This window comes from Lentzea waywayandensis (genome assembly GCF_900115955.1).
GTDB lineage: Bacteria > Actinomycetota > Actinomycetes > Mycobacteriales > Pseudonocardiaceae > Lentzea > Lentzea waywayandensis.
The window spans coordinates 111,809-130,253 of the sequence record NZ_FOYL01000016.1 but is presented as its reverse complement, the minus strand read 5'-3'; the positions used below and the strand labels follow the sequence as shown (position 1 = coordinate 130,253).

Genomic DNA, 18,445 nt, shown 5'->3' with positions numbered 1-18,445 from the left:
GGCAGCCTACGGGGTCACCGGTGCCGGCCTGCGGACCACCAGCTTCTGCAACGACGTGCCGTTGCGGTACATCCACGTCTGCGTGAGGCCCAGCGCGAGCAGCACGGAGAGCACAGTGAAGCCGATCCAGAACGTCGCGGGCAGCAGCACGCCCAGCGCGCCACCGAAGACCCACGCGAGCTGCAGGATCGTCTCAGAGCGGCCGAACGCGGACGCGCGCGACTCCTCCGGCAGGTCGTCCTGGATCACCGCGTCGAGGCCGACCTTCGCCAGCGACGACGCCGTGGCGCCCAGCAGCCCGACGACGGCGGCGGTGACCAGGCCCGGCAGCGCGGCGGCGACGATGGTCGCCGCCAGTGCCGTGCCGACGCAGGCGAGGATCACCTCGTCCGGCTTGGAGAAGTGCTGGCGCGCGCCGATCGCGTTGCCGAGGAAGCTGCCGATGCCGGCCGCAGCGGCGATCACACCCAGCAGGAGCAGTTGCTGCACCGCGTCGCCCTCGGTCTGCTCGCGGATCACGAACGCCGCGAACAACGTCAGGAAGCCGGTCAGGACGCGGATGGAACCGTTGCCCCACAACGACACCACGACGTGTCGTGAGACGCGCTGCCTGGCGGGCTTCGGGGTGAGCGTCGCCGGGACCTCGCCCTCGGTCACCTCGACCCACGACGGGATCCGCATGCACAGCACCGCGTTCACCAGGCACAGCACCGCGGTGAACCACAACGCGCCCGGCGAGCCGAACACGTTCGCGAAGCCCGCGGCGAACGCGCCGAACACACCGCCCGCCGCGAGACCGAAGATCGTCATGCGGGCGTTGGTCTTGGACAGCGTGATCTCCGGCGGCAGCACGCGCGGGGTGATCGCGGACTTGAGCACGGTGAACGACTTGCTCAGCACCATGCTGCCCAGCGCCGCCGGGTACAGCAGCCAGTTGTCGAAGTTCAGCGCCATCACGATCGCCAGCGCGATCCGCAGCACGCACGACGCCGCCAGCGCGAGCCGCCGGCCGCGCTGGATCTTGTCCAGCAGCGGGCCGATCACCGGCGCGATCAACGCGAACGGCGCGACCGTGATCAGCAGGTAGAGCGCGACCTTGGTCTTGGACTCGGCGGACGCGGCCGAGAAGAACAGCGTGTTCGCCAGCGCGACGGCCATCGCGGCGTCGGCGGCGTAGTTCATCATCACCGCGTAGGTGACCGACGTCATGCCGGACTTGCCGGCGCCATCGGCGTGGGCCGCGCGCCGGAACGCCGCGACCGCCTGCTGCGAGATCTGCTTGCTGCGGAACCACGCGACGCGCGTGACCGTGAGCTTGCGCGGCGGTTTGGGCGTCGGCGTCGTCTGCTGGTCCTGGTTCGGCAGCGGCCGGGTGTTCTGCGGACGGCGCGGAGGAGCCTGGAAACCGTGCTCGGACGCGGATCCGCGGCGCTCCCGCGGCCGGTACTCGTCGTCCTGCCACGGGTAGCGCTTCGGAGCCGGTCCGTCACTCCGCCCGCGGTCGTCCGTCACACCCTCAATCCTGCCCCATTCCGTTGAACCTCACTCGGAAGATGGTCGGCCAGTTCTTGCCTGTGACCAGGAACTCGTCGGTTCCGGGGATGTGCGCGATGCCGTTGAGGACGTCCACGTCGCCCTGCGGCTTGAGCGAGGACAGGTCGTAGGTGCCGGACACCTGCCCGTTGGACGGATCGATGCGCACGATCTCGTCGGTCTTCCACACGTTCGACCAGACCTTGCCGCCGACGCACTCCAGCTCGTTGAGCTGGGTGAGGGGCTGGCCGGCCCGCGTGACCTGCACGCTTCCGGTCTCCTTGAACGTCTTGGGGTCGCGGAAGGTCAGCTTCGCGGTGCCGTCGCTCATGATCAGCCGCTGGCCGTCGTCGCAGATGCCCCAGCCCTCGCCCTCGTAGCTCACGCGGCGGAGCTCGTTCAGCGTCTTGCGGTCGCGTTCGATCGCGACGCCGTTCTGCCAGGTGATCTGCCAGATGGTGTCGCCGACGACGGTGATGCCCTCGCCGAAGAGCTCCTGGGGGAGGTCGACCTTCTTCTGGACGTTGCCGGTCGCCGGATCGAGCGCGCGCATCGTCGACTCGCCCTCGAGGCCGGTGCCCTCGTAGAGGACGCCGTCGACCAGTTCCAACCCCTGGGTGAACGCCGACGTGTCGTGCGGAATCTTCTGCAGGACTTCTACCTGCGGTTTCGTCTCCTGCGGAGACGAGCAGGCGGCCAGCGCCGCGACGAGGACCAGCCAGATGGGTGAGCGCACCCAACGGAGGGTGGCACGAGTTTTCGTCCCGGCGAAGACCTGCGGCACAATTCACCACGTGACCGCGACTGAGATGCTCCTCGACGCCGTTGATCTCGCCCGCGCCGCCGCGCAGGAAGAGGCCGGGGTGGAACGCGTCGGCGCTCACGTCGGGGTGCAGGACGAGGACGAGTACTCCGTCACCCATCTGTTCGAGGCCGAGCACGCGGGCTATCGCGGCTGGAGCTGGGCGGTGACCGTCGCCTACGCCGGCGAGGGCACCCCCGTCTCGGTCAGCGAGGTCGTGCTGCTGCCCGGCCAGGACGCCCTGGTCGCCCCGGAGTGGGTGCCGTGGAGCGAACGGGTCCGTGCCGGTGACCTGGGCGTGGGCGACCTCATGCCGCCCCGCGAGGACGACCCGCGCCTGATCGAGGCGTACGTGCAGTCCGACGACCCGGCCATCGAGGAGGTGGCGCTGGAGATCGGCCTCGGCCGCACCCGCGTCCTGTCCCGCGAAGGCCGCATCGACGCTGCCGACCGCTGGGCCGCCTCGGACTTCGGCCCGCGCTCCGACATGGCTCGCAGCGCCCCCGCACACTGCGGGACCTGCGGCTTCTACACCCGCGTGGCCGGCGCGTTCGGTGCCGCGTTCGGCGTCTGCGCGAACGAGATCGCTCCGGCGGACGGCCACGTCGTGCACGTCGAGTACGGCTGCGGCGCGCACTCGCAGGTCGAGGTCGACATCAGCCCGATGGTGCCGGTCGCCGACCTGGTCTACGACGACGCGCAGCTGGACGTTCTGGACGTCTCGGAGTGACCGACCCGTTCGGCACCGAGGTCCTGCGCACCTCGGTCCTCGCCGCGTGGCGTGGTTCGCCCACCCGCTTCCGTGAAGACGCGAACGCCGAAGAAGACCTCCGCATCGGTGGCTACCGCGACCGACTGCTCGTCGAACTCGCCCAGAACGCGGCCGACGCGGCCGGTTCCGAGCCGGGTGTGTTGCGGATCACTCTCGTCGACGGCGAGCTCCGTGCCGCCAACACCGGTGCGCCTCTGACCGAGGCCGGTGTGGCCGCTCTGGCTTCGCTGCGGGCTTCCTCGAAGGAGTCCGGTGTCGGCCAGTTCGGCGTCGGTTTCGCGGCCGTGCTGGCCGTGTCGGACGCACCGCGCGTGGTTTCCACGACGGGTGGCGTCGAGTTCTCCTTGGCGAGGACCCGTGCCGAGGTGCCGGAGCTCGCCTCCGAGCGCGGCGGCGACGTGCCGGTGCTGCGGCTGGTCTGGCCCGTCGTGGAGGACGTCCCGGACGGCTTCGCGACCGAGGTCCGTCTGCCGCTGAAGGTCGACGTCTCGCTGGACGACCTGGCCGAGGAGGTGCCGGACCTGCTGCTGGCGCTGCCGGGCCTGCGTCGCATCGAGGTCGGCTCCCAGTCGTGGGAACGCTTCGTCACCGACGACGGCGTGGTCACCGTCGGCAAGTCGCGCTGGCTGGTGGAACGCACCGTCGGCGAACTGCCCGCGGAGCTCGTCCAGGGCGTCGAGCACCGTCCTCAGTGGACCGTGTCCTGGGCGTACCCGCTCGACGCGGAGCTGGGCGAGGACGTGCTGCACGCGCCGACCCCGACCGACGAGCGCCTGTCGCTGCCGGCCCGCCTGATCGCGACCTTGCCGGTCGAACCGTCTCGCCGACGGATCCTGCCGGGCCCGGCCGCGTGGTCGGTGCTGGACGCCGCCGCCGCTGCCTACCCGGCTCTGGTGGCGCGGGTGCCGGCCATCGAGCGGACCGCTTTGGTGCCGTTGCCGGGCTTCCCCTTGTCCGAAGTGGACGATCGGCTGCGCACGGCCGTGGTGCGCTCGTTGCGTGCCTCCGCCTGGCTGCCGCTGGCTTCCGGCGAGTGGATCGAGCCTTCGCGCGCCCGCGTCCTGGACGTGGGCTCCGAGGAGCTCGTCGACCTCGTCGAGGACGCTCTGCCCGGACTGCTGGACGCCGAGCTCTCCGCTCCAGTGCACGCCAAAGCCCTGGCAGCGCTGGAAGTTCCGCGCGTGACCACCGCCGAGGTGGTCGCGGCTCTGGCGGGTGTCTCCGGCGATCCAGGCTGGTGGCGCGACGTCTACGCGGCCTTCGCGCCTCTCGCCGAGGTGGATCCGGACGTCCGCGAGGCTCTGGCTTCACTGCCTGTGCCGCTGGCCGACGGCCGCGTGGTGACGGGGCCGCGGACCACGTTGATCGCCGACGAGCCGTTGCCCGGTCTGCGGGTCGTGCACCCGGACGCCGTGCACCCGCTCCTGGTGCGGCTGGGGGCGGTCGAGGCCGGTGCCGCCGAACTGCTCGCGGATCCTTCGTTGCGCGAGAACGTGGCGCGGTCGTTGGAGGACGCCGAGGCCGGGCTCGACGGTCTGGACCTGGTCGAGACCGTGCTGCGCCTCGTGGACCGCGCGGGTCTGCGGGCAGGCGAGGAGCCGTGGCTGGGCTCGCTGGCCCTGCCTGACGGCTCCGGCGAGTGGCATCGCGCGGACGAGCTGCTGCTGCCCGACTCGCCGCTGGTCGGCGTGGTCGAGGCCGACGCGTTCCCGTTGCTGTCCAAGGAGATCGCTGACTCCTACCCGCGTTCCGCGCTGGTCGCCGTCGGTGTGGTGGACGGGTTCTCGGTGGTCGTCGACGACGAGCCCTCCGGCCCGGATCACGACCTGGCTGACGAGTCCGCGTGGTGGGCGTCCGTGCCGGACGAGCCCAGCCGCGTCGTGGCCGTCCGGGATCTGGATCTCGTCGCCGACTGGCCCGCCGCGTTGCGGTTGCTGGCTTCCGATCCGGTGACCTGGCGTGCCGTGGCCGAGCCCGACGGGTACACGGGCTGGTGGATCGCCCGGCACGCACTGCTGGCAGGCAAGTCGCCGCGGTCGTTCCGGCTGCCGGAGGCGTCGTTGCTCGACGGGCTCTTCGACGCCGTGCCGGATCTGGAGTTGCCCGAGCACGTGCTGCGCGCTTGTGGCGTCCGGTCGTCGCTGGAGATCTGGGACGACGACGATGCCGAGTTCGTGCTGGAACGACTCGGCGACGAGGACCGCGCGATCGCGGACGCCGTGGTGCTGCGTGCCTACGCGGCTCTGCCCGAGGGGGACTTCGCTCCGCCGGAGCGGCTGCGGGTGCTCTCCGGAGCCGTAGCGGCCGCCGAGGACGTCGTGGTGCTGGATCACCCGTGGTTGCTGGGGCTGGCTCCGGCTTCCCGAGTGCTGCTGGCCGACGGCTCCGAGGAACTGGCCGACCTGCTGGACCTGGCGCTGGCGTCCGAGGAGTTCGACGGTTCTCCCGACCACGTCGGCGAGGTCGTCCAGTGGCACGACCTCGGGGCGGTCCGGATGGCGTGCGAACTGCTCGAGGTCGCGCTGCCCGACGGGGTCGTCGTCGTGCACGACGAACTGCACGTCGAGGGGCAGCGGGTCGAGTGGTGGATGGTGGACGGCGTTCCGCACGCCGCAGATTCGCCTGAGGGGCTGGGACGGGCGCTGGCCTGGGTCTCCGAGCGGTGGGCCGACCGGCACACGTTCGTCGCCCTGATCACCGATCCGAGCGCTGCCACGCTGCTGGGCTGACCGTCGTGTGCAGGGCGCGCACCGCGTCCTGCATGAGTTCGCTCAAGGTCCGGGTCTCGCCCGGTCGCGTCCACTGCCGGAACGCCGCCTGCTGCGCGAGCACGGCGGCACCGGCGGCGAGGAACGCCGTCTCAGGATCACCGCACCGCGTGTGCAGCGCGTCGGCGATGGCCTCGGTGAGCGCGGCGTTCTTGCCGAGCTCGCGCTCCAGCAACTCCGGGTTCGCGGCGATGACGGCGTAGCGGCGCGCCACCGCGGCACGGCGGCTCTCGAACATCCTGTCGGCAACGACTTCCAGCGCGCGCACGACGACGTCGAACGGTGGCGAGGTGTCGTCGCCTGCCTCGATCTCGCCGACGATCTCCCGCTGAATCTCCGCGCTCATCCCGAACAGCACCTCGCGCTTGTCGGCGAAGTGGTTGAAGAACGTGCGCTGGGTGAGCTCCGCCCGCTGGACGATCTCGGCGACCGTCGTGCGCTCGAACCCCTGTTGGTCGAAGAGTTCCAACGCGGCGGTCTGCAGGCGCTCGGGTGCGTCCGGTTTCCATCGCGGCATGGCCGCGAGACTAGCGACTGCACAATGTGCAGTCACTGGTGCTACGGTGATTGCACAAGCTGCAATCACATCGGGAGGCTTCCTCATGGCAGAGGTGTCGATCGTGAGGCCCGGCGAGGGCGAACTCATCGCCAGCGGTCCGTCGCGGATCCGGATCCTCGAAGACGGCAGCAACACCCATCGCCGCCTGGGAATCGGCGAAGTCGTCATTCCCCCGCACACGCCCGGTCCTCCGCAGCACCGGCACGCGCAGCACGATGAAGGCTTCTACGTGCTCTCGGGCACCGTGCGGTTCACCATCGGGTTGGACGACCACGACGTCGGCGCCGGCACGTGGGTCACCGTCCCGCCGGGCGCGCCGCACACCTTCGCCAACCCAGGCGACGTCCCCGCGGTCATGCTGACCACCTTCACGCCGGACCTGTACGTGCAGTACTTCCGCGACCTCAAGGCCATGGTCGAGTCCGGGCAGCCCGTGACACGCGAGACCATGGTGCCGATCTGGAAGAACTACGCCACCGAACCGTCCACCGAGTTCGCGCCGTAGTGCCTAGCTCGCCACCTCTGCCGGCTCCGGCAGCGCCTCCGCCGGGGCCTTCCGGCGTCGCCGCAGCCTCGGCTTGGCGATGTCCCCGCGCTTCACCAGGACGATCCACGCGGTGATCGTCACCAGCATCGACACGGCGCCGCCGATGATGATCGGTGCCCGGCCGTTGATCTCGCCGAGCCAGCCCATCAGCGGGCCGCCGACGGGGTTTCCGCCCAGGAAGACCAGCATGTAGATGCCCATCACGCGGCCGCGCATCTCGGGTTCGACGGCCAGTTGGATGGTGGCGTTGGCGGTCGTGTTGAAGGTCATCATCGCGACGCCCACCGGGATCATCATCAGGCCGGTCAGGAGTATCGTCGGCATCATCCCGGAGATGATCTCCAGCAGTCCGAAGATCACGCCGGAGCCGATGAACACGGTCAGCTTCGGGGTTTTTCGCTTTGCTGCCAGCGTTGCGCCCGCGAGGGTGCCGACGGCGATCAACGTCGACAGGAGTCCGTAGGCGTCGGCGTCGCCGCCGAAGACGTTGCGGGCCACGATCGCGAGCGTCATGTAGAAGTTCATGCCGAACGTCGCGATGAAGAACACGAGCACCATGACCGTCAGCAGGTCCGGGCGGCTTCTGACGTAGCGCAGACCCGAGAGCAGCTGGCCCTTTTCGCGCGGCAGGGGGTCGGCGCGCAGCAGCTGGGACGTGCGCATCAGCCAGATGCCGCCGACCACGCCCACGAAGCTGATGGCGTTGGCCAGAAAGACCCAGCCGGTGCCGATCGCCACGATCGTCACGCCCGCGATGGCCGGGCCGATGATGCGGGCCAGGTTGAACATCATCGAGTTGATCGCGACGGCGTTGGTCAGCTGGTCACGGCCGACCATCTCGACCACGAACGACTGGCGCACCGGGGTTTCCACGGCCGAGAAGGCGCCGAGCAGCAGGCAGAGCAGGTAGACGTGCCAGAGTTCGACTACGCCGGTGACGTCGAGGATGCCCAGTGCCAGGGCGCAGATGCCCAGCGCGGATTCGAGCCAGAGCAGGAGTTTGCGCTTGTCCATGCGATCGGCGAGGACGCCGCCCCACATGGACAGCAGCAGGACCGGGAGGAACTGGAGCGAGGCGGCGAAGCCGAGGGCGACGGGGGAGCCGTTGGAGAGTTCCAGGACCAGCCAGTCCTGGGCGACCCGCTGCATCCAGACGCCGACCAGCGAGATGATCTGGCCTGAGGCGTAGAGGCGATAGTTGTATATGCCTAACGAACCGAACATTCCGGTACGACGAGGTGGCGAACTGTCTGCTCCACCACCCGCGTAACCCGACACGTTCTTACTGACCCGCCATCCTGTCGATGATTTCGGCGGCCCGGGTGAGCAGGTCCCGTTCCTCGGGGTCCAGCTCGGCCAGCCTCTTGTCCAGCCACGCCTCGCGGGCCGTGATCTCGTCTTCCAGGTACGACAAGCCTTCGCCCGTGAGCTCGACGATGGCTTGACGGCCGTCGGTGGGGTGCGGGCTGCGCGTGGCGAAGCCGAACTCCTCCAATGCGGCGATCACGCGCGTCATCGACGGCGGCTGCACGCCTTCCTTGGCCGCGAGCTCGCCAGGGGTCAGCGGTCCGCACTTGTGCAGTGTGGACAGCGCTGACACCTGTGTGAGCGACACCGACGAGTTGGTGCGCTGCGCGCGCAGACGGCGGTTGAGACGCACGACGGCAAGCCTCAGCCTGCTCGCCAGTCCGTGCTGATCGATCGCCACGTAGTTAGCATACCTCACGAAATAGTTTCCTGCCGAAAGGTCAGCTCAGCAGGGCCTGGATCGGTCCCAGCGCGAAGTAGACGACGAAGGCGGCCGCCACGATCCACATCAGCGGGTGGATTCCGCGGGCCTTGCCCGTCAGGGCCTTCAGCAGCACGTAGCTGACGAAGCCCGCGCCGATCCCGTTCGCGATCGAGTAGGTGAACGGCATGACGACGATCGTGAGGAACGCGGGCAGGGCGATGGTGAAGTCGCTGAAGTCGATCTCGCGGACCTGCATCATCATCAACGCGCCGACGATCACCAGCGCGGGTGCGGCCGCCTCGATCGGCACGACCTCGTAGAGCGGCGTGAAGAACATCGCGAGCAGGAACAGCACGCCGGTGACGATGTTCGCGAGGCCCGTCCGCGCGCCCTCCGCGATGCCGGACGCGGACTCGATGTAGACGGTGTTCGACGAGCTGGACGCCGCACCACCCGCCACGGCACCCAGGCCGTCGACGAACAGCGCCTTGCTGACGTTCGGCAGCTGGCCGTCCTCCTTGATCAGGTCGGCCTCCTTGCCGAGGCCGGTCATCGTGCCGACGGTGTCGAAGAAGTCGGTCAGGACCAGTGTGAAGACGATCAGCGCGGCGGCCAGTGCCGGAATCCGCGTCCACGCGCCGAACGACACCTCGCCGAGCAGGCTCAGGTCCGGCACGCCGAAGACCTGGTCGGGCAGTGCGGGGTAGCCGAGGTTCCAGCCCTTGGCGTTGACGCCAGCGGACGGCCCTGCCTTGACGATCGCCTCCAGGACGATCGCGAAGATCGCCGTCGCGACGATGCCGATGAGGATCGCGCCCTTGACCCGACGCGCGAACAGCACACCCGTGAGCACGAGCCCGACCACGAACACCAGCGTCGGCCAGCTGGCGATCGACCCGTTGATGCCGAGCCCGACCGGCACGGTGGTGTTGGCGGCGTCCGGCAGCCGGCGCACGAACCCGGCGTCCACGAGTCCGATGAAGCAGATGAACAGGCCGATGCCGACCGCGATCGCGGCCTTGAGCTCGTTCGGCACAGCGTTGAACACCGCGGTTCGCACACCCGTGACGACCAGCAGCAGCACGACGAGGCCGTTGACCAGGATGAGGCCCATCGCCTCGGGCCAGGTGACCTTGGCGGCCACCGAGACCGCCACGAACGAGTTGATGCCCAGGCCCGTGGCCAGCGCGAACGGGTAGTTGGCGATCAGTCCGAAGAGGATGGTCATCACACCGGCGACCAGCGCCGTCACCGCCGCGACCTGCCCGACCGGCAGGACGTTCCCGAGCACGTCGGGGTGCGAACCGGGCCCCGTCGGCGCGAAGCTGCCGATGATCAGCGGGTTCAGCACGACGATGTAGGCCATCGTGAAGAAGGTCACGACCCCGCCACGCAGTTCGCGCGCCACGGTCGACCCGCGCTCGGAAATCTTGAAGAACCCGTCCAGCATCTGATCTCCTTACCGATGTGTCCGAACGCGAGCACGCCCCACACCCGCCCGCACTGCCTCATCGACTGGCCGATCCGGTGCCGGTCGTGCTCGGCGGTACCGCGGTGTGGTTCCTCGGATTTCTGGTCGTGCTGCTCGTCGACCGCTCGAACAGCACCCTGATCTGGACGACGGTGTCCGGTGGTCTGCTCGGGATCATCGGCTACGGAGTCTTCTACTGGCAACGCCGGGCGGCGAGGCGCGGGTCACGTGGGGCGCAGCAGGGCCTGGAAGACGCCTAGTCCGTCAGCTTCGGGTGGCCGGTACCGGCACGGGCGATCCACACCGTGCTGTTCTCTTCATCGATGACGTACCAGATGCGGCCACCAGACGTGACCTCGTACTGCCATTGTTCGAGCTTGTCGCCATCGATGATGTGGTGGGAGTACTCGCCCTTGAGTCGGTGCTGACGGCCAAGGTTCTCCGAGGATCTCGGGCGTTCGGTCAGGACGACCCATGCGTCCCAGGTGTTCGACGTGGCGGCGCGGCAGAGTTCTTCCCAGCCTTTGGCTGCTTCGTTGTTGAGGAAGCGCGCCACGTAGCCGCCGGGACGTTGGGGAGGAGCAACTCGGTCGTTGCGTTTCGCCGGCAAGTGTTCACTCATCCATGGGGTTCGGAACAAGCCCGCCATGGGTGACGGTGGTCGGGCCACTGAGCGCGCGTGACAGTTCTGGGTCCGCGTGCACGATCGCGGTGTTGGCCCACTCGTGCACGACCTGCGCGAGCACGGACCACTGGCCGAGCTCCGCGGACACCTGGATGGCCTGCATGAACTCCTGCACGAACAGAGTGCGGTCGGACTTCGGCAGCACCGAGATCCACGCGAACTCGTCCAGCAGCGCATCCGCCACCGCGTCGGGACCAGCGTGCTTGAACAGCGAACGCATCGCGCGGGCCGCGGTGACTGCGCCGCTGTGCCGGTATGCGTGATGGTCGGCCCGCACCAGCATCAGATCGGCGCCATCGCGCCGCTTGACACGCACTTCGTGCTGGTCAGCGATAGCGGCGACGCTCTTGGGGTCGCGGGCTAGTTCGCTCCATTGAACTTCTCTTGTGAGACTCACGAAAAAATTATGAACTTGTTCAGAAGTTGCGGCAAGTCGCTCGATCAGGTGAGATCGCGCCGAGACTTCCCAACGAAGCGAAGTTAGGCTAACCTAAGTCTCGTCGCTTCGTGGTGGGAGCGGCAGTCAGTTCGGGAACGGACGAGGCCCCCACTCTGGGCAGAGTGGGGGCCTCGTCGTGTTCAGCGGGCGGGAAGCTTGTCGGAGCACCCACCGCCGAAGCCTTACGGCAGCTGCAGGCCGTTCTGACCGGCGCGCGCCGCCTCGAAGCGAGCGGACACGTCCTCCCAGTTGACGACGTTCCACAGCGCCGAGATGTAGTCGGTCTTCAGGTTGCGGTACTGCAGGTAGTACGCGTGCTCCCAGATGTCGAACGCGAGCAGCGGCGTGGTCGCGATCGACAGGTTCGAGTGGTGGTCCTTGAGCTGAAGCGTGACCAGCTTCTGGCCGATCGGCTCCCACGCGAGGATTCCCCAGCCCGAGCCCTGGATCGAGGACGCGGCGGCGTTGAGCTGGCCGCGGAACTTGTCGAACGAGCCGAAGTGCTCGTCGATCGCGGCCGCGAGCTCGCCGACGGGCTTGTCGCCGCCGTTGGGCGAGAGGTTCTTCCACCACACCTGGTGCAGTGCGTGGCCCGCGAGGTGGAACGCCAGTGTGGTCTCCAGGCCGACGATGCCCCCGAAGGCTTCCTTGTCGCGGGCTTCCTCGATCTGCTCCAGCGTGTCGTTCGCGCCCTTCACGTAGGCGGCGTGGTGCTTGCCGTGGTGCAGCTCGTTGATCTCACCGATGATCGCCGGCTCGAGGTCGCCGTAGTCGTAGTCGAGATCCGGCAGCACGTACTGGGCCATGACATCTCCTGCAATCTCTTGGTACTTGCAACTTACTAGCAATAAGGAGAGTTAACCAGTTGCGGACGGTCGTACCGTCGTAAGCGTGTCCGTGCTGACAGCCAGGAATATTTCGCTGTCGTTCGGTCCGAGGACCGTGATCTCGGAGGTTGATTTCGATGTTTCGCCTGGTGACCGCGTCGGCCTGATCGCGCCCAACGGCGTCGGCAAGTCCACGTTGCTCCGCCTGCTCTCCGGTGAGCTGCTGCCGGAATCCGGATCTGTCTCGAGCACCGGGACCGTCGCGCACCTGACGCAGGAGACCCTCCACGTAACTGGAGAGTCGCTCAGGGACCACCTCGCGCGGCGCACCGGCGTCGCGCAGGCCGAGCAGTGGCTGCAACGGGAGGCTGAAGCCCTCGCCGACGGCGGCGGTGAGGAGTACTCCCACGCGTTCGACCACTGGACCGCCATCGGTGCCGGTGACTTCGACGAACGCGCTGACGCCGTGTGCGAACGTCTTGGCCTGCAAGCGGATCTGCTCGACGGCAGGGAGCCCGACGAGCTGTCGGGTGGCCAGCAGGCGCGGCTCAGGCTCGCGGCGGTGCTCCTCACCCGCGCCGACGTGCTGCTGCTCGACGAGCCGACGAACGACCTCGACGCCGCCGGGCTCGATCTGCTGGAGTTCCACGTCAGGGCCTATCAGGGTGCGATCGTGCTGGTCAGTCACGACCGCGAGTTCCTGGCGCGCACCACGACCGCGATCGCCGAGCTCGACGAGTTCACCCACAAGATCACCGTGTTCGGTGGCGGGTGGGAGGCCTACGTCGAGGAGAAGGCGAACGCGGGCCGTCGAGCCCAGGAGGAGTTCGAGGCGTACTCGGCCAGGCGCGACTCGCTGGCGCAGCGCAGCAGGCAGGTGAAGGAGTGGTCGCGGCAGGGCGTGCACCGGGCGACCAGCGCCAAGGCGCGCAGGGACGAGCCGGACAAGAACGTGCGCGCCGGCCGCGCGCAGTCGGCGGAGAACCTGACCGCCAAAGCGTCCGTTGTGGACCGTCAGCTGGCCAGGCTGGAGGAGGTCGAGGAACCGCGCGAAGCCTGGGAACTGCGGCTCACCCTGCCGTCGGCCGGGCGGGGCAGTTCGGTCGCGTTCACGTTGCGCCAGGCCGTGGTCAGTCGTGGCGACGTGACGCTCGGGCCGATCGATCTCACGATCGGCGCGGGTGAGCGGTGGCGCCTCACCGGCCCGAACGGCTCCGGCAAGTCGACGCTGCTGGGAGCGTTGCTCGGCCGCATTCCGCTGGCCGGTGGCGACCGCTCGATCGGGCCCGGTGTCGTCGTCGGCGAGGTCGACCAGCTCCGGGCGGAGTTCGCGAGCGACGAGAGCGCGTTGCGGATCGTGGCCGGGGCGACCGGGCTCCAGGACGTCGAGGTGCGCACGTTGCTCGCGAAGTTCCGGCTCGGCGCGGACGCCGTGCTGCGGCCGGCTCGGGAGCTCTCACCGGGCGAACGCACCCGCGCGGGATTGGCTTTGTTGCAAGCTCGTGGCACGACATGTTTGGTCCTCGACGAACCGACGAACCACCTCGATCTGCCGGCGATCGAACAACTGGAACAAGCGCTCGACAACTACGAGGGCACGTTGTTGCTGGTCACGCACGATCGGCGGCTCGCATCGGCCGTGCGGGTGGATCACGAGATCAACGTCCGCGACCTTCTCACGTTTCCTCGTGTGAAGGGTGGAAGATAGGAGGCATGACCACCGAGGAGGACTGGCCGGTCGAACAGACCTGGTCGATGCGCAACACCCACTGGCACGCCTATGTGGAACACACTTCGCTCGATCACGCCTCCCCTCGGCAGGTTCGGCTCGAACGCACCCCTGAGGAAGTGCTGACGTCGCCGGCGGAGGTGGCCGCGTGGCTGGAGGTCAACCTCCGCAGCGCCACCAGGCCCGAGGAGACCGGCAAGAAGCGGGTGAAGGACGAGCGTGATTTCACCGACTCGAACCAAGTGCACGCCTCGCTGGCGTCGCGCGGCGAGTCGATCTACACGGGAGTGAAGGGCGAGCTCACGCTGGCGGTCGAGGCCGTGACGCCGGACGAGTGCCGGATCTCCCACGACGGCGCGGACGTCGCGCCTCTGAAGGCGGGGCGCCGCCGCTGAGCGACTGAGGCTGGACGCCGTCGCTAGATTCGGTTCCCTGGGGGAGTTTCACGCTGGGGGATCCGATGAAGCGAGTTCTGCTCGTTCTGGGGGCGCTGGTCCTGGCGATCGTCGGCGCCGTGGTGTGGCAGCGGTCCGCCGAGCCGCCGTCCAGGTACGTGGTGCTGCAGCACGCGGACGCGTCGGAGCTCTGGCGCTCCGGCGACCCCGAGACACCGCTGGTCAGGCAGGTCGCCAGGGAGCTCGCCACGCGCGGGTCGCTGTCACTGGACAAGCTCCGCGAGGACGGCGCCATCGTGGTGACGACGATCGACGCGAAGGCGCAGTCCGGTGCCGCGGCGGCGATTCGGGAACGTGCCGAGGGGCGTTCGGGACTGGTGGCCGTCGACCCCGCGAGAGGGGACGTGAAGGCCTACGCGCCGGGGGAGGACCCTGCCGTCGATCGCGCGGGCGGTGTCGTGAAGCAGCCCGGTTCGGTGTTCTTCCCGTTCAGTGCCGCCGCGGCACTGCAGGAAGGCAAGGCGCTGGACCAGGGCGACCCGGAGCGGGCGGTCAGGGTGGCGCAACGGGCCGGTGTGCCCGAGTACGCCGACGTCGAGGGCACGCGGACGAAGCTGCTCGACGGGCCGGACGGCGGACTGCGGCCGCTCGACCTCGCGTCCGGGTACGCGACGTTCGCCGCGGAAGGTGTGCACCGCGACGCCCACTTCGTCACGCACGTCACCGACGTGCACGGTGCGACGCTGTACCAGGCGCTGGACACGCCGCAGTCCGCGTTCGACCGGGATCCGGTGCGCGGCAAGGAGATCGCCAACCAGGTCAACGAGGTCCTGCGGAACGACCCGGCGTGTGGCAACGACCTGTGGACGGCCTGCCGTGCGAGCGAACCGGCTCAGGTCCGGCACGCCTGGTTCGCCGCGGCCACCCCGCAGCTCTCGGTGGCGGTGTTCATCGGCGGGGACGAGGCCGGCGGCGCCGTTGACGCCGGCCTGCCCAAGGCCGTGTGGGAGACGTTCCTGCAGAAGCTGCGGCCCTAGCGGGTCAGCCGACGTGCCACGTGTGCACGGGCTCGCCCGCGTGCATCAGCTCCATGTACCGCTTGAGCATGCCGGACAGGGCTCTGTCCCTCGACATGCCCCGCTCTTCCAGCAGCGCAACGGTTTCCCGCTGCCACGACGAACCCGTGCGCCGCGCGAGGCAGCGCTGCTCGATCACGCCGAGGTAGCGCTCGCGGGCCTCGTCGGAGACGCCGCAGTCGCGCAGGCCGTCGTGCGCCATCGGCAGGAGCCGGCGCAGCACCAGCTCGTCCGGCGGGATCCAGCCGATGCCCGGCCAGTACAGCTGGGCGTTCATGCCGTGCCGGGCGCCGGTGTAGAGGTTCTCCTCGGCCGCCTGGAACGACATCTGCGTCCACAGTGGACGTTCCTGGGAGGTGAGCGCGCGCTGGGCGCCGTAGAAGAAGGCGGCGTTGGCCATCGTGTCGAGAACGGTGGGGCCCGCGGGCAGGACCCGGTTCTCGACGCGCAGGTGCGGCACGCCGTCGACGACGTCGTAGACCGGGCGGTTCCAGCGCCAGATCGTGCCGTTGTGCAGGCGCAGCTCGGAAAGACGAGGCGCGCCACCGGCTTCCAGGACCTCCAACGGGTCCTCGTCGTCGGTTTCCGGCAGCAGGCTGGGGAAGTAGCGCACGTTCTCCTCGAACAGGTCGAAGATCGACGTGATCCACCGTTCACCGAACCACACGCGCGGACGGACGCCCTGGTTCTTCAGCTCGTCCGGACGGGTGTCGGTGGCCTGCTCGAACAACGGGATCCGGGTCTCGTGCCAGAGCGCTTTGCCCAGCAGGAAAGCCGAATTCGCGGCGATGGCGACTTGCACGCCCGCCAGGCACTGCGCGGCGTTCCAGTGTGCGGCGAAGTGCATCGGCTCGACCTGGAGGTGCAGCTGCACGGACGTGCACGCGGCCTCCGGCAGGATCGACTCCGCGTAGGTGTCCAGCTTCTCGGGGTTCTTGCCCGGCATCGCCGGGCCTTCCATGCGCAGCACCATCTCCTCGCCGCGAGCCTTGAAGATGGTGTCGTTGAGGAGCGCGTACCTCGGCGCCTCGGAGAGCCACTTGCGGTCGAAGTGCCTCTCCCGCAACGTGGGCAGCACGCCGATCATGGCGAGGTTGGCGCCCGCGTCGTTGGCCTTCGAGTCCGCGTTGTCGAGCGACGTGCGCAGTTCTTCTTCCAGGCCAAGCATCTCACCCCCGGCCAGCTCGCGCGGGGGCACGTTGATCTCCAGGTTCTGCTGCCCCAGCTCCAGCGTGTAGGAGGGATCGTCGATCTTCTCGAGCACCTCCGAGTTCGCCATCGCCGGCCGCATCGCGTCGTCGACGAGGTTCAGTTCGATCTCGAGCCCCATCTGCCGACGGGGAAAGGAGAACGTGTCTTCGGCCAGCATCGTGGCCAATGCGTCGAGACTTCGCTGCATCTTCTCGCGATAGCGCTGGCGATCGTCTCTGGTGAACGTGCGGCTGGACACTTCGCTTCCCATGCCGCTACCCCTTCGCTCGGCGCCGGTGGGCGCGGGCCAGGCGGAACGCCAAAAGTGACACAGCGCAATCCCCCTTTACATCGCCCAAAACGGTGCTCTCTGTCACGTGGAGGTAACAACCAGCGATCATCCGCTGGTCGGACGTGTGCGGTTCCGCCCTCCGGACTACCTCGCCTGTTCCACCCCGGGCAGGATGCGAAACTTCCGGCGTGGCGAAGGTGATCGAGATCAACGACCCGGCGGACCCCGCGCTGGACGACTTCCGGGACCTGTCGACGGCCGACCGCAGGCCGGATCGGCCGGGTGGACGAGGTCTCGTCATCGCCGAGGGTGTCGTGGTGGTGGAACGTCTGCTGGCGTCGCCGTACCCGGTGCGCGGGCTGCTCGGGGTGCGGCGGCGGATCGAGGCGCTGGACCTTTCTGACCTGGACGTTCCCGCCTACGTGACGTCAGCAGAGGTTATGGCGTCGGTCGTTGGTTTCCACTTGAACCGGGGTGTACTGGCCGCCGCGGATCGCGCTCCCGCGGTGTCGTTCGAGGACCTCGCCGCGAGGTCCCAGCGGCTCGCCGTGCTCGAAGGCGTGGGCGATCACGAGAACCTGGGTTCGATCTTCCGCAACGCCGCCGCGCTGGGCGTCGACGGCGTGGTGCTGGGGCCCGGTTGCAGCGATCCGCTGTATCGACGCAGTGTGCGGGTGTCGATGGGGCACGTCCTGCGCGTGCCCTTCGCTACCACAGATGAGTGGCCCGCGGCGCTGAACATGTTGCGGCAAAAGGGTTATACCGTTGCCGCTCTGACGCCACGCCCATCCGCTCTGCATCTTGCAGATGCCGGTTTGCGCGGCCGTCGCGTGGCAGTGCTGCTGGGTTCGGAGGGGCCGGGCCTCACCGACGAGGCGATCGACGCCGCGGATCTGGCCGTGCGCATCCCGATGTCGTCCGGCGTGGACTCGCTGAACGTGGCCACCGCGGGTGCGGTGGCGTTCTACGCCCTGCTTTAGAGCAGCGTCAGGATCAGGGCCAGCCAGGCGACGAGCACCCCGGTCACGACGCCGTACGCGACCCAGCGCCACACCGGCACCTTGCGCCCGAGCCAGACCGACGGTGCCAGCCCGCCGACCACCAGCACGTTCGCGACGAGCGCGAGCCACCGGCTGGTCTCACCGAGCCCCAGCGACAGCGACACGACGGTCACCGTGACGATCGCGGCCGTGATGATGCTGACCGTGAGCCCGGTACCCCACGGCGTCGGCTCGTCCTCGTCCTCGTCCCTGACCAACGTCTGCACCGCGGCCTCGGCCGGCGCCTCGGGAGCGTCGACGCTGACCAGTTCGCCGCTGACCGGGTCGGTGTAGCTGACGGGGGAGTTCATGACCGACGCGATCCTGCCCGCGAGCTGCTTGCCCCTGCGCGCGACCAGCGCACTGGCCACGCCATCGGCGGGCGTCTCGGACCGCACGACGGCGTCGGCGACCTTCGCCCACTCGTGCAGCGCCTCCGCGAGGTCGGCGCCGAGGGGCAGGCTGTGCGGGTCGACCTCGCGCTCACCGGAGTCGTCTTCCCCGGCCAGCACGGCGCGGCCGTCCCGGACTCGCAACTCCACTGCGTCCTCCTCGGTCTGGACCTTCGTCCAGAAACCTATCGGACG

General features: G+C 68.8%; 19 protein-coding genes. 8 read left to right on the top strand and 11 right to left on the bottom strand.

The genetic code is table 11. The features are described 5' to 3' along the window. Positions 1–6: 6 nt before the first annotated feature. Positions 7–1,512 carry an MFS transporter gene (locus tag BM417_RS40720; protein ID WP_245822635.1) on the bottom strand — a complete coding sequence of 502 codons (1,506 nt, stop codon included), beginning with the start codon at positions 1,510–1,512 and terminating at the stop codon, positions 7–9. A 4-nt stretch (positions 1,513–1,516) separates the two neighbouring features. Then, the gene (locus tag BM417_RS40715) at positions 1,517–2,269 is read right to left on the bottom strand and encodes a glutaminyl-peptide cyclotransferase (RefSeq protein WP_093605451.1); all 753 of its coding nucleotides are present in this window, start codon (positions 2,267–2,269) and stop codon (positions 1,517–1,519) included. A 58-nt stretch (positions 2,270–2,327) separates the two neighbouring features. On the opposite strand from BM417_RS40715, the gene BM417_RS40710 reads away from it, so the two are divergent. Beyond that, a complete protein-coding gene (locus BM417_RS40710; RefSeq protein WP_245822633.1) occupies positions 2,328–3,065 on the top strand; it encodes a DUF3027 domain-containing protein in 738 nt (245 codons plus the stop codon). Further along, positions 3,062–5,836 (top strand): sacsin N-terminal ATP-binding-like domain-containing protein, encoded by a 2,775-nt coding sequence (locus BM417_RS40705; RefSeq protein WP_093605450.1) that lies wholly within the window; start codon positions 3,062–3,064, stop codon positions 5,834–5,836. The genes BM417_RS40710 and BM417_RS40705 overlap by 4 nt, the downstream gene beginning before the upstream one ends. Here the strand turns inward: BM417_RS40705 and BM417_RS40700 are convergent. Then, complete coding sequence (locus BM417_RS40700; RefSeq protein ID WP_093605449.1) at positions 5,802–6,392, bottom strand: TetR/AcrR family transcriptional regulator; 591 nt, start codon at positions 6,390–6,392, stop codon at positions 5,802–5,804. The two genes, BM417_RS40705 and BM417_RS40700, sit on opposite strands and share 35 nt — an antisense overlap. Before the next feature lie 85 nt (positions 6,393–6,477). Between BM417_RS40700 and BM417_RS40695 the strand changes: the two genes are divergently transcribed. Continuing rightward, positions 6,478–6,939, top strand: coding sequence for a cupin domain-containing protein (locus BM417_RS40695; protein ID WP_093605448.1), 462 nt, complete (start codon positions 6,478–6,480; stop codon positions 6,937–6,939). Positions 6,940–6,942: 3 nt separating this feature from the next. Here BM417_RS40695 and BM417_RS40690 read toward each other — a convergent pair whose 3' ends face one another. Genes BM417_RS40690 through BM417_RS40680 form a run of 3 tightly spaced genes read right to left on the bottom strand, consistent with a single transcriptional unit; the run spans position 6,943 to position 10,163 of the window. Beyond that, positions 6,943–8,205, bottom strand: a complete 1,263-nt coding sequence (locus BM417_RS40690) for an MFS transporter (RefSeq protein WP_093605447.1) — start codon at positions 8,203–8,205, stop codon at positions 6,943–6,945. Positions 8,206–8,263: 58 nt separating this feature from the next. Continuing rightward, positions 8,264–8,689 carry a MarR family winged helix-turn-helix transcriptional regulator gene (locus tag BM417_RS40685; protein WP_407656210.1) on the bottom strand — a complete coding sequence of 142 codons (426 nt, stop codon included), beginning with the start codon at positions 8,687–8,689 and terminating at the stop codon, positions 8,264–8,266. A 40-nt stretch (positions 8,690–8,729) separates the two neighbouring features. Continuing rightward, positions 8,730–10,163, bottom strand: a complete 1,434-nt coding sequence (locus tag BM417_RS40680) for an NCS2 family permease (RefSeq protein ID WP_093605446.1) — start codon at positions 10,161–10,163, stop codon at positions 8,730–8,732. Between the two features lie 17 nt (positions 10,164–10,180). Between BM417_RS40680 and BM417_RS40675 the strand changes: the two genes are divergently transcribed. Continuing rightward, entirely contained in the window at positions 10,181–10,444 is a 264-nt protein-coding gene (locus tag BM417_RS40675; RefSeq protein WP_093605445.1) for a DUF2530 domain-containing protein, read from the top strand. On the opposite strand, the gene BM417_RS49575 is transcribed toward BM417_RS40675, so the two are convergent. The 3 genes from BM417_RS49575 to BM417_RS40660 form a co-directional block, all read right to left on the bottom strand. Continuing rightward, positions 10,441–10,794: a hypothetical protein gene (locus BM417_RS49575; RefSeq protein ID WP_093605444.1), complete on the bottom strand. Its 354-nt coding sequence runs from the start codon at positions 10,792–10,794 to the stop codon at positions 10,441–10,443. The two genes, BM417_RS40675 and BM417_RS49575, sit on opposite strands and share 4 nt — an antisense overlap. Positions 10,795–10,798: 4 nt before the next feature. Beyond that, positions 10,799–11,266, bottom strand: coding sequence for a hypothetical protein (locus BM417_RS40665; RefSeq protein ID WP_143139012.1), 468 nt, complete (start codon positions 11,264–11,266; stop codon positions 10,799–10,801). Positions 11,267–11,490: 224 nt separating this feature from the next. Next, complete coding sequence (locus BM417_RS40660) at positions 11,491–12,114, bottom strand: superoxide dismutase (protein ID WP_093605442.1); 624 nt, start codon at positions 12,112–12,114, stop codon at positions 11,491–11,493. Positions 12,115–12,199: 85 nt separating this feature from the next. On the opposite strand from BM417_RS40660, the gene BM417_RS40655 reads away from it, so the two are divergent. The 3 genes from BM417_RS40655 to BM417_RS40645 all read left to right on the top strand — a co-directional run bounded on the left by BM417_RS40655 (position 12,200) and on the right by BM417_RS40645 (position 15,296). Next, entirely contained in the window at positions 12,200–13,843 is a 1,644-nt protein-coding gene (locus BM417_RS40655) for an ABC-F family ATP-binding cassette domain-containing protein (RefSeq protein ID WP_093605441.1), read from the top strand. Between the two features lie 5 nt (positions 13,844–13,848). Next, positions 13,849–14,259, top strand: a complete 411-nt coding sequence (locus BM417_RS40650; RefSeq protein WP_093605440.1) for a hypothetical protein — start codon at positions 13,849–13,851, stop codon at positions 14,257–14,259. 65 nt (positions 14,260–14,324) lie between these two features. Next, positions 14,325–15,296: a hypothetical protein gene (locus BM417_RS40645; protein WP_093605439.1), complete on the top strand. Its 972-nt coding sequence runs from the start codon at positions 14,325–14,327 to the stop codon at positions 15,294–15,296. A 4-nt stretch (positions 15,297–15,300) separates the two neighbouring features. Here BM417_RS40645 and BM417_RS40640 read toward each other — a convergent pair whose 3' ends face one another. Beyond that, positions 15,301–16,797: a glutamate--cysteine ligase family protein gene (locus tag BM417_RS40640; protein WP_093605438.1), complete on the bottom strand. Its 1,497-nt coding sequence runs from the start codon at positions 16,795–16,797 to the stop codon at positions 15,301–15,303. Positions 16,798–17,006: 209 nt separating this feature from the next. Between BM417_RS40640 and BM417_RS40635 the strand changes: the two genes are divergently transcribed. Beyond that, entirely contained in the window at positions 17,007–17,798 is a 792-nt protein-coding gene (locus BM417_RS40635) for a TrmH family RNA methyltransferase (RefSeq protein WP_093605437.1), read from the top strand. On the opposite strand, the gene BM417_RS40630 is transcribed toward BM417_RS40635, so the two are convergent. Beyond that, positions 17,795–18,400, bottom strand: coding sequence for a DUF2537 domain-containing protein (locus BM417_RS40630; RefSeq protein ID WP_093605436.1), 606 nt, complete (start codon positions 18,398–18,400; stop codon positions 17,795–17,797). The two genes, BM417_RS40635 and BM417_RS40630, sit on opposite strands and share 4 nt — an antisense overlap. Positions 18,401–18,445: the final 45 nt, after the last annotated feature.

Coding starts and splice junctions, on each gene's coding strand:
- BM417_RS40650 (WP_093605440.1), top strand. CDS start 13,849: ATGACCACCGAGGAGGACTGGCCGGTCGAACAGACCTGGTCGATGCGC.
- BM417_RS40645 (WP_093605439.1), top strand. CDS start 14,325: ATGAAGCGAGTTCTGCTCGTTCTGGGGGCGCTGGTCCTGGCGATCGTC.
- BM417_RS40690 (WP_093605447.1), bottom strand. CDS start 8,205: ATGTTCGGTTCGTTAGGCATATACAACTATCGCCTCTACGCCTCAGGC.
- BM417_RS40680 (WP_093605446.1), bottom strand. CDS start 10,163: ATGCTGGACGGGTTCTTCAAGATTTCCGAGCGCGGGTCGACCGTGGCG.
- BM417_RS40660 (WP_093605442.1), bottom strand. CDS start 12,114: ATGGCCCAGTACGTGCTGCCGGATCTCGACTACGACTACGGCGACCTC.
- BM417_RS40695 (WP_093605448.1), top strand. CDS start 6,478: ATGGCAGAGGTGTCGATCGTGAGGCCCGGCGAGGGCGAACTCATCGCC.
- BM417_RS40700 (WP_093605449.1), bottom strand. CDS start 6,392: ATGCCGCGATGGAAACCGGACGCACCCGAGCGCCTGCAGACCGCCGCG.
- BM417_RS40640 (WP_093605438.1), bottom strand. CDS start 16,797: ATGGGAAGCGAAGTGTCCAGCCGCACGTTCACCAGAGACGATCGCCAG.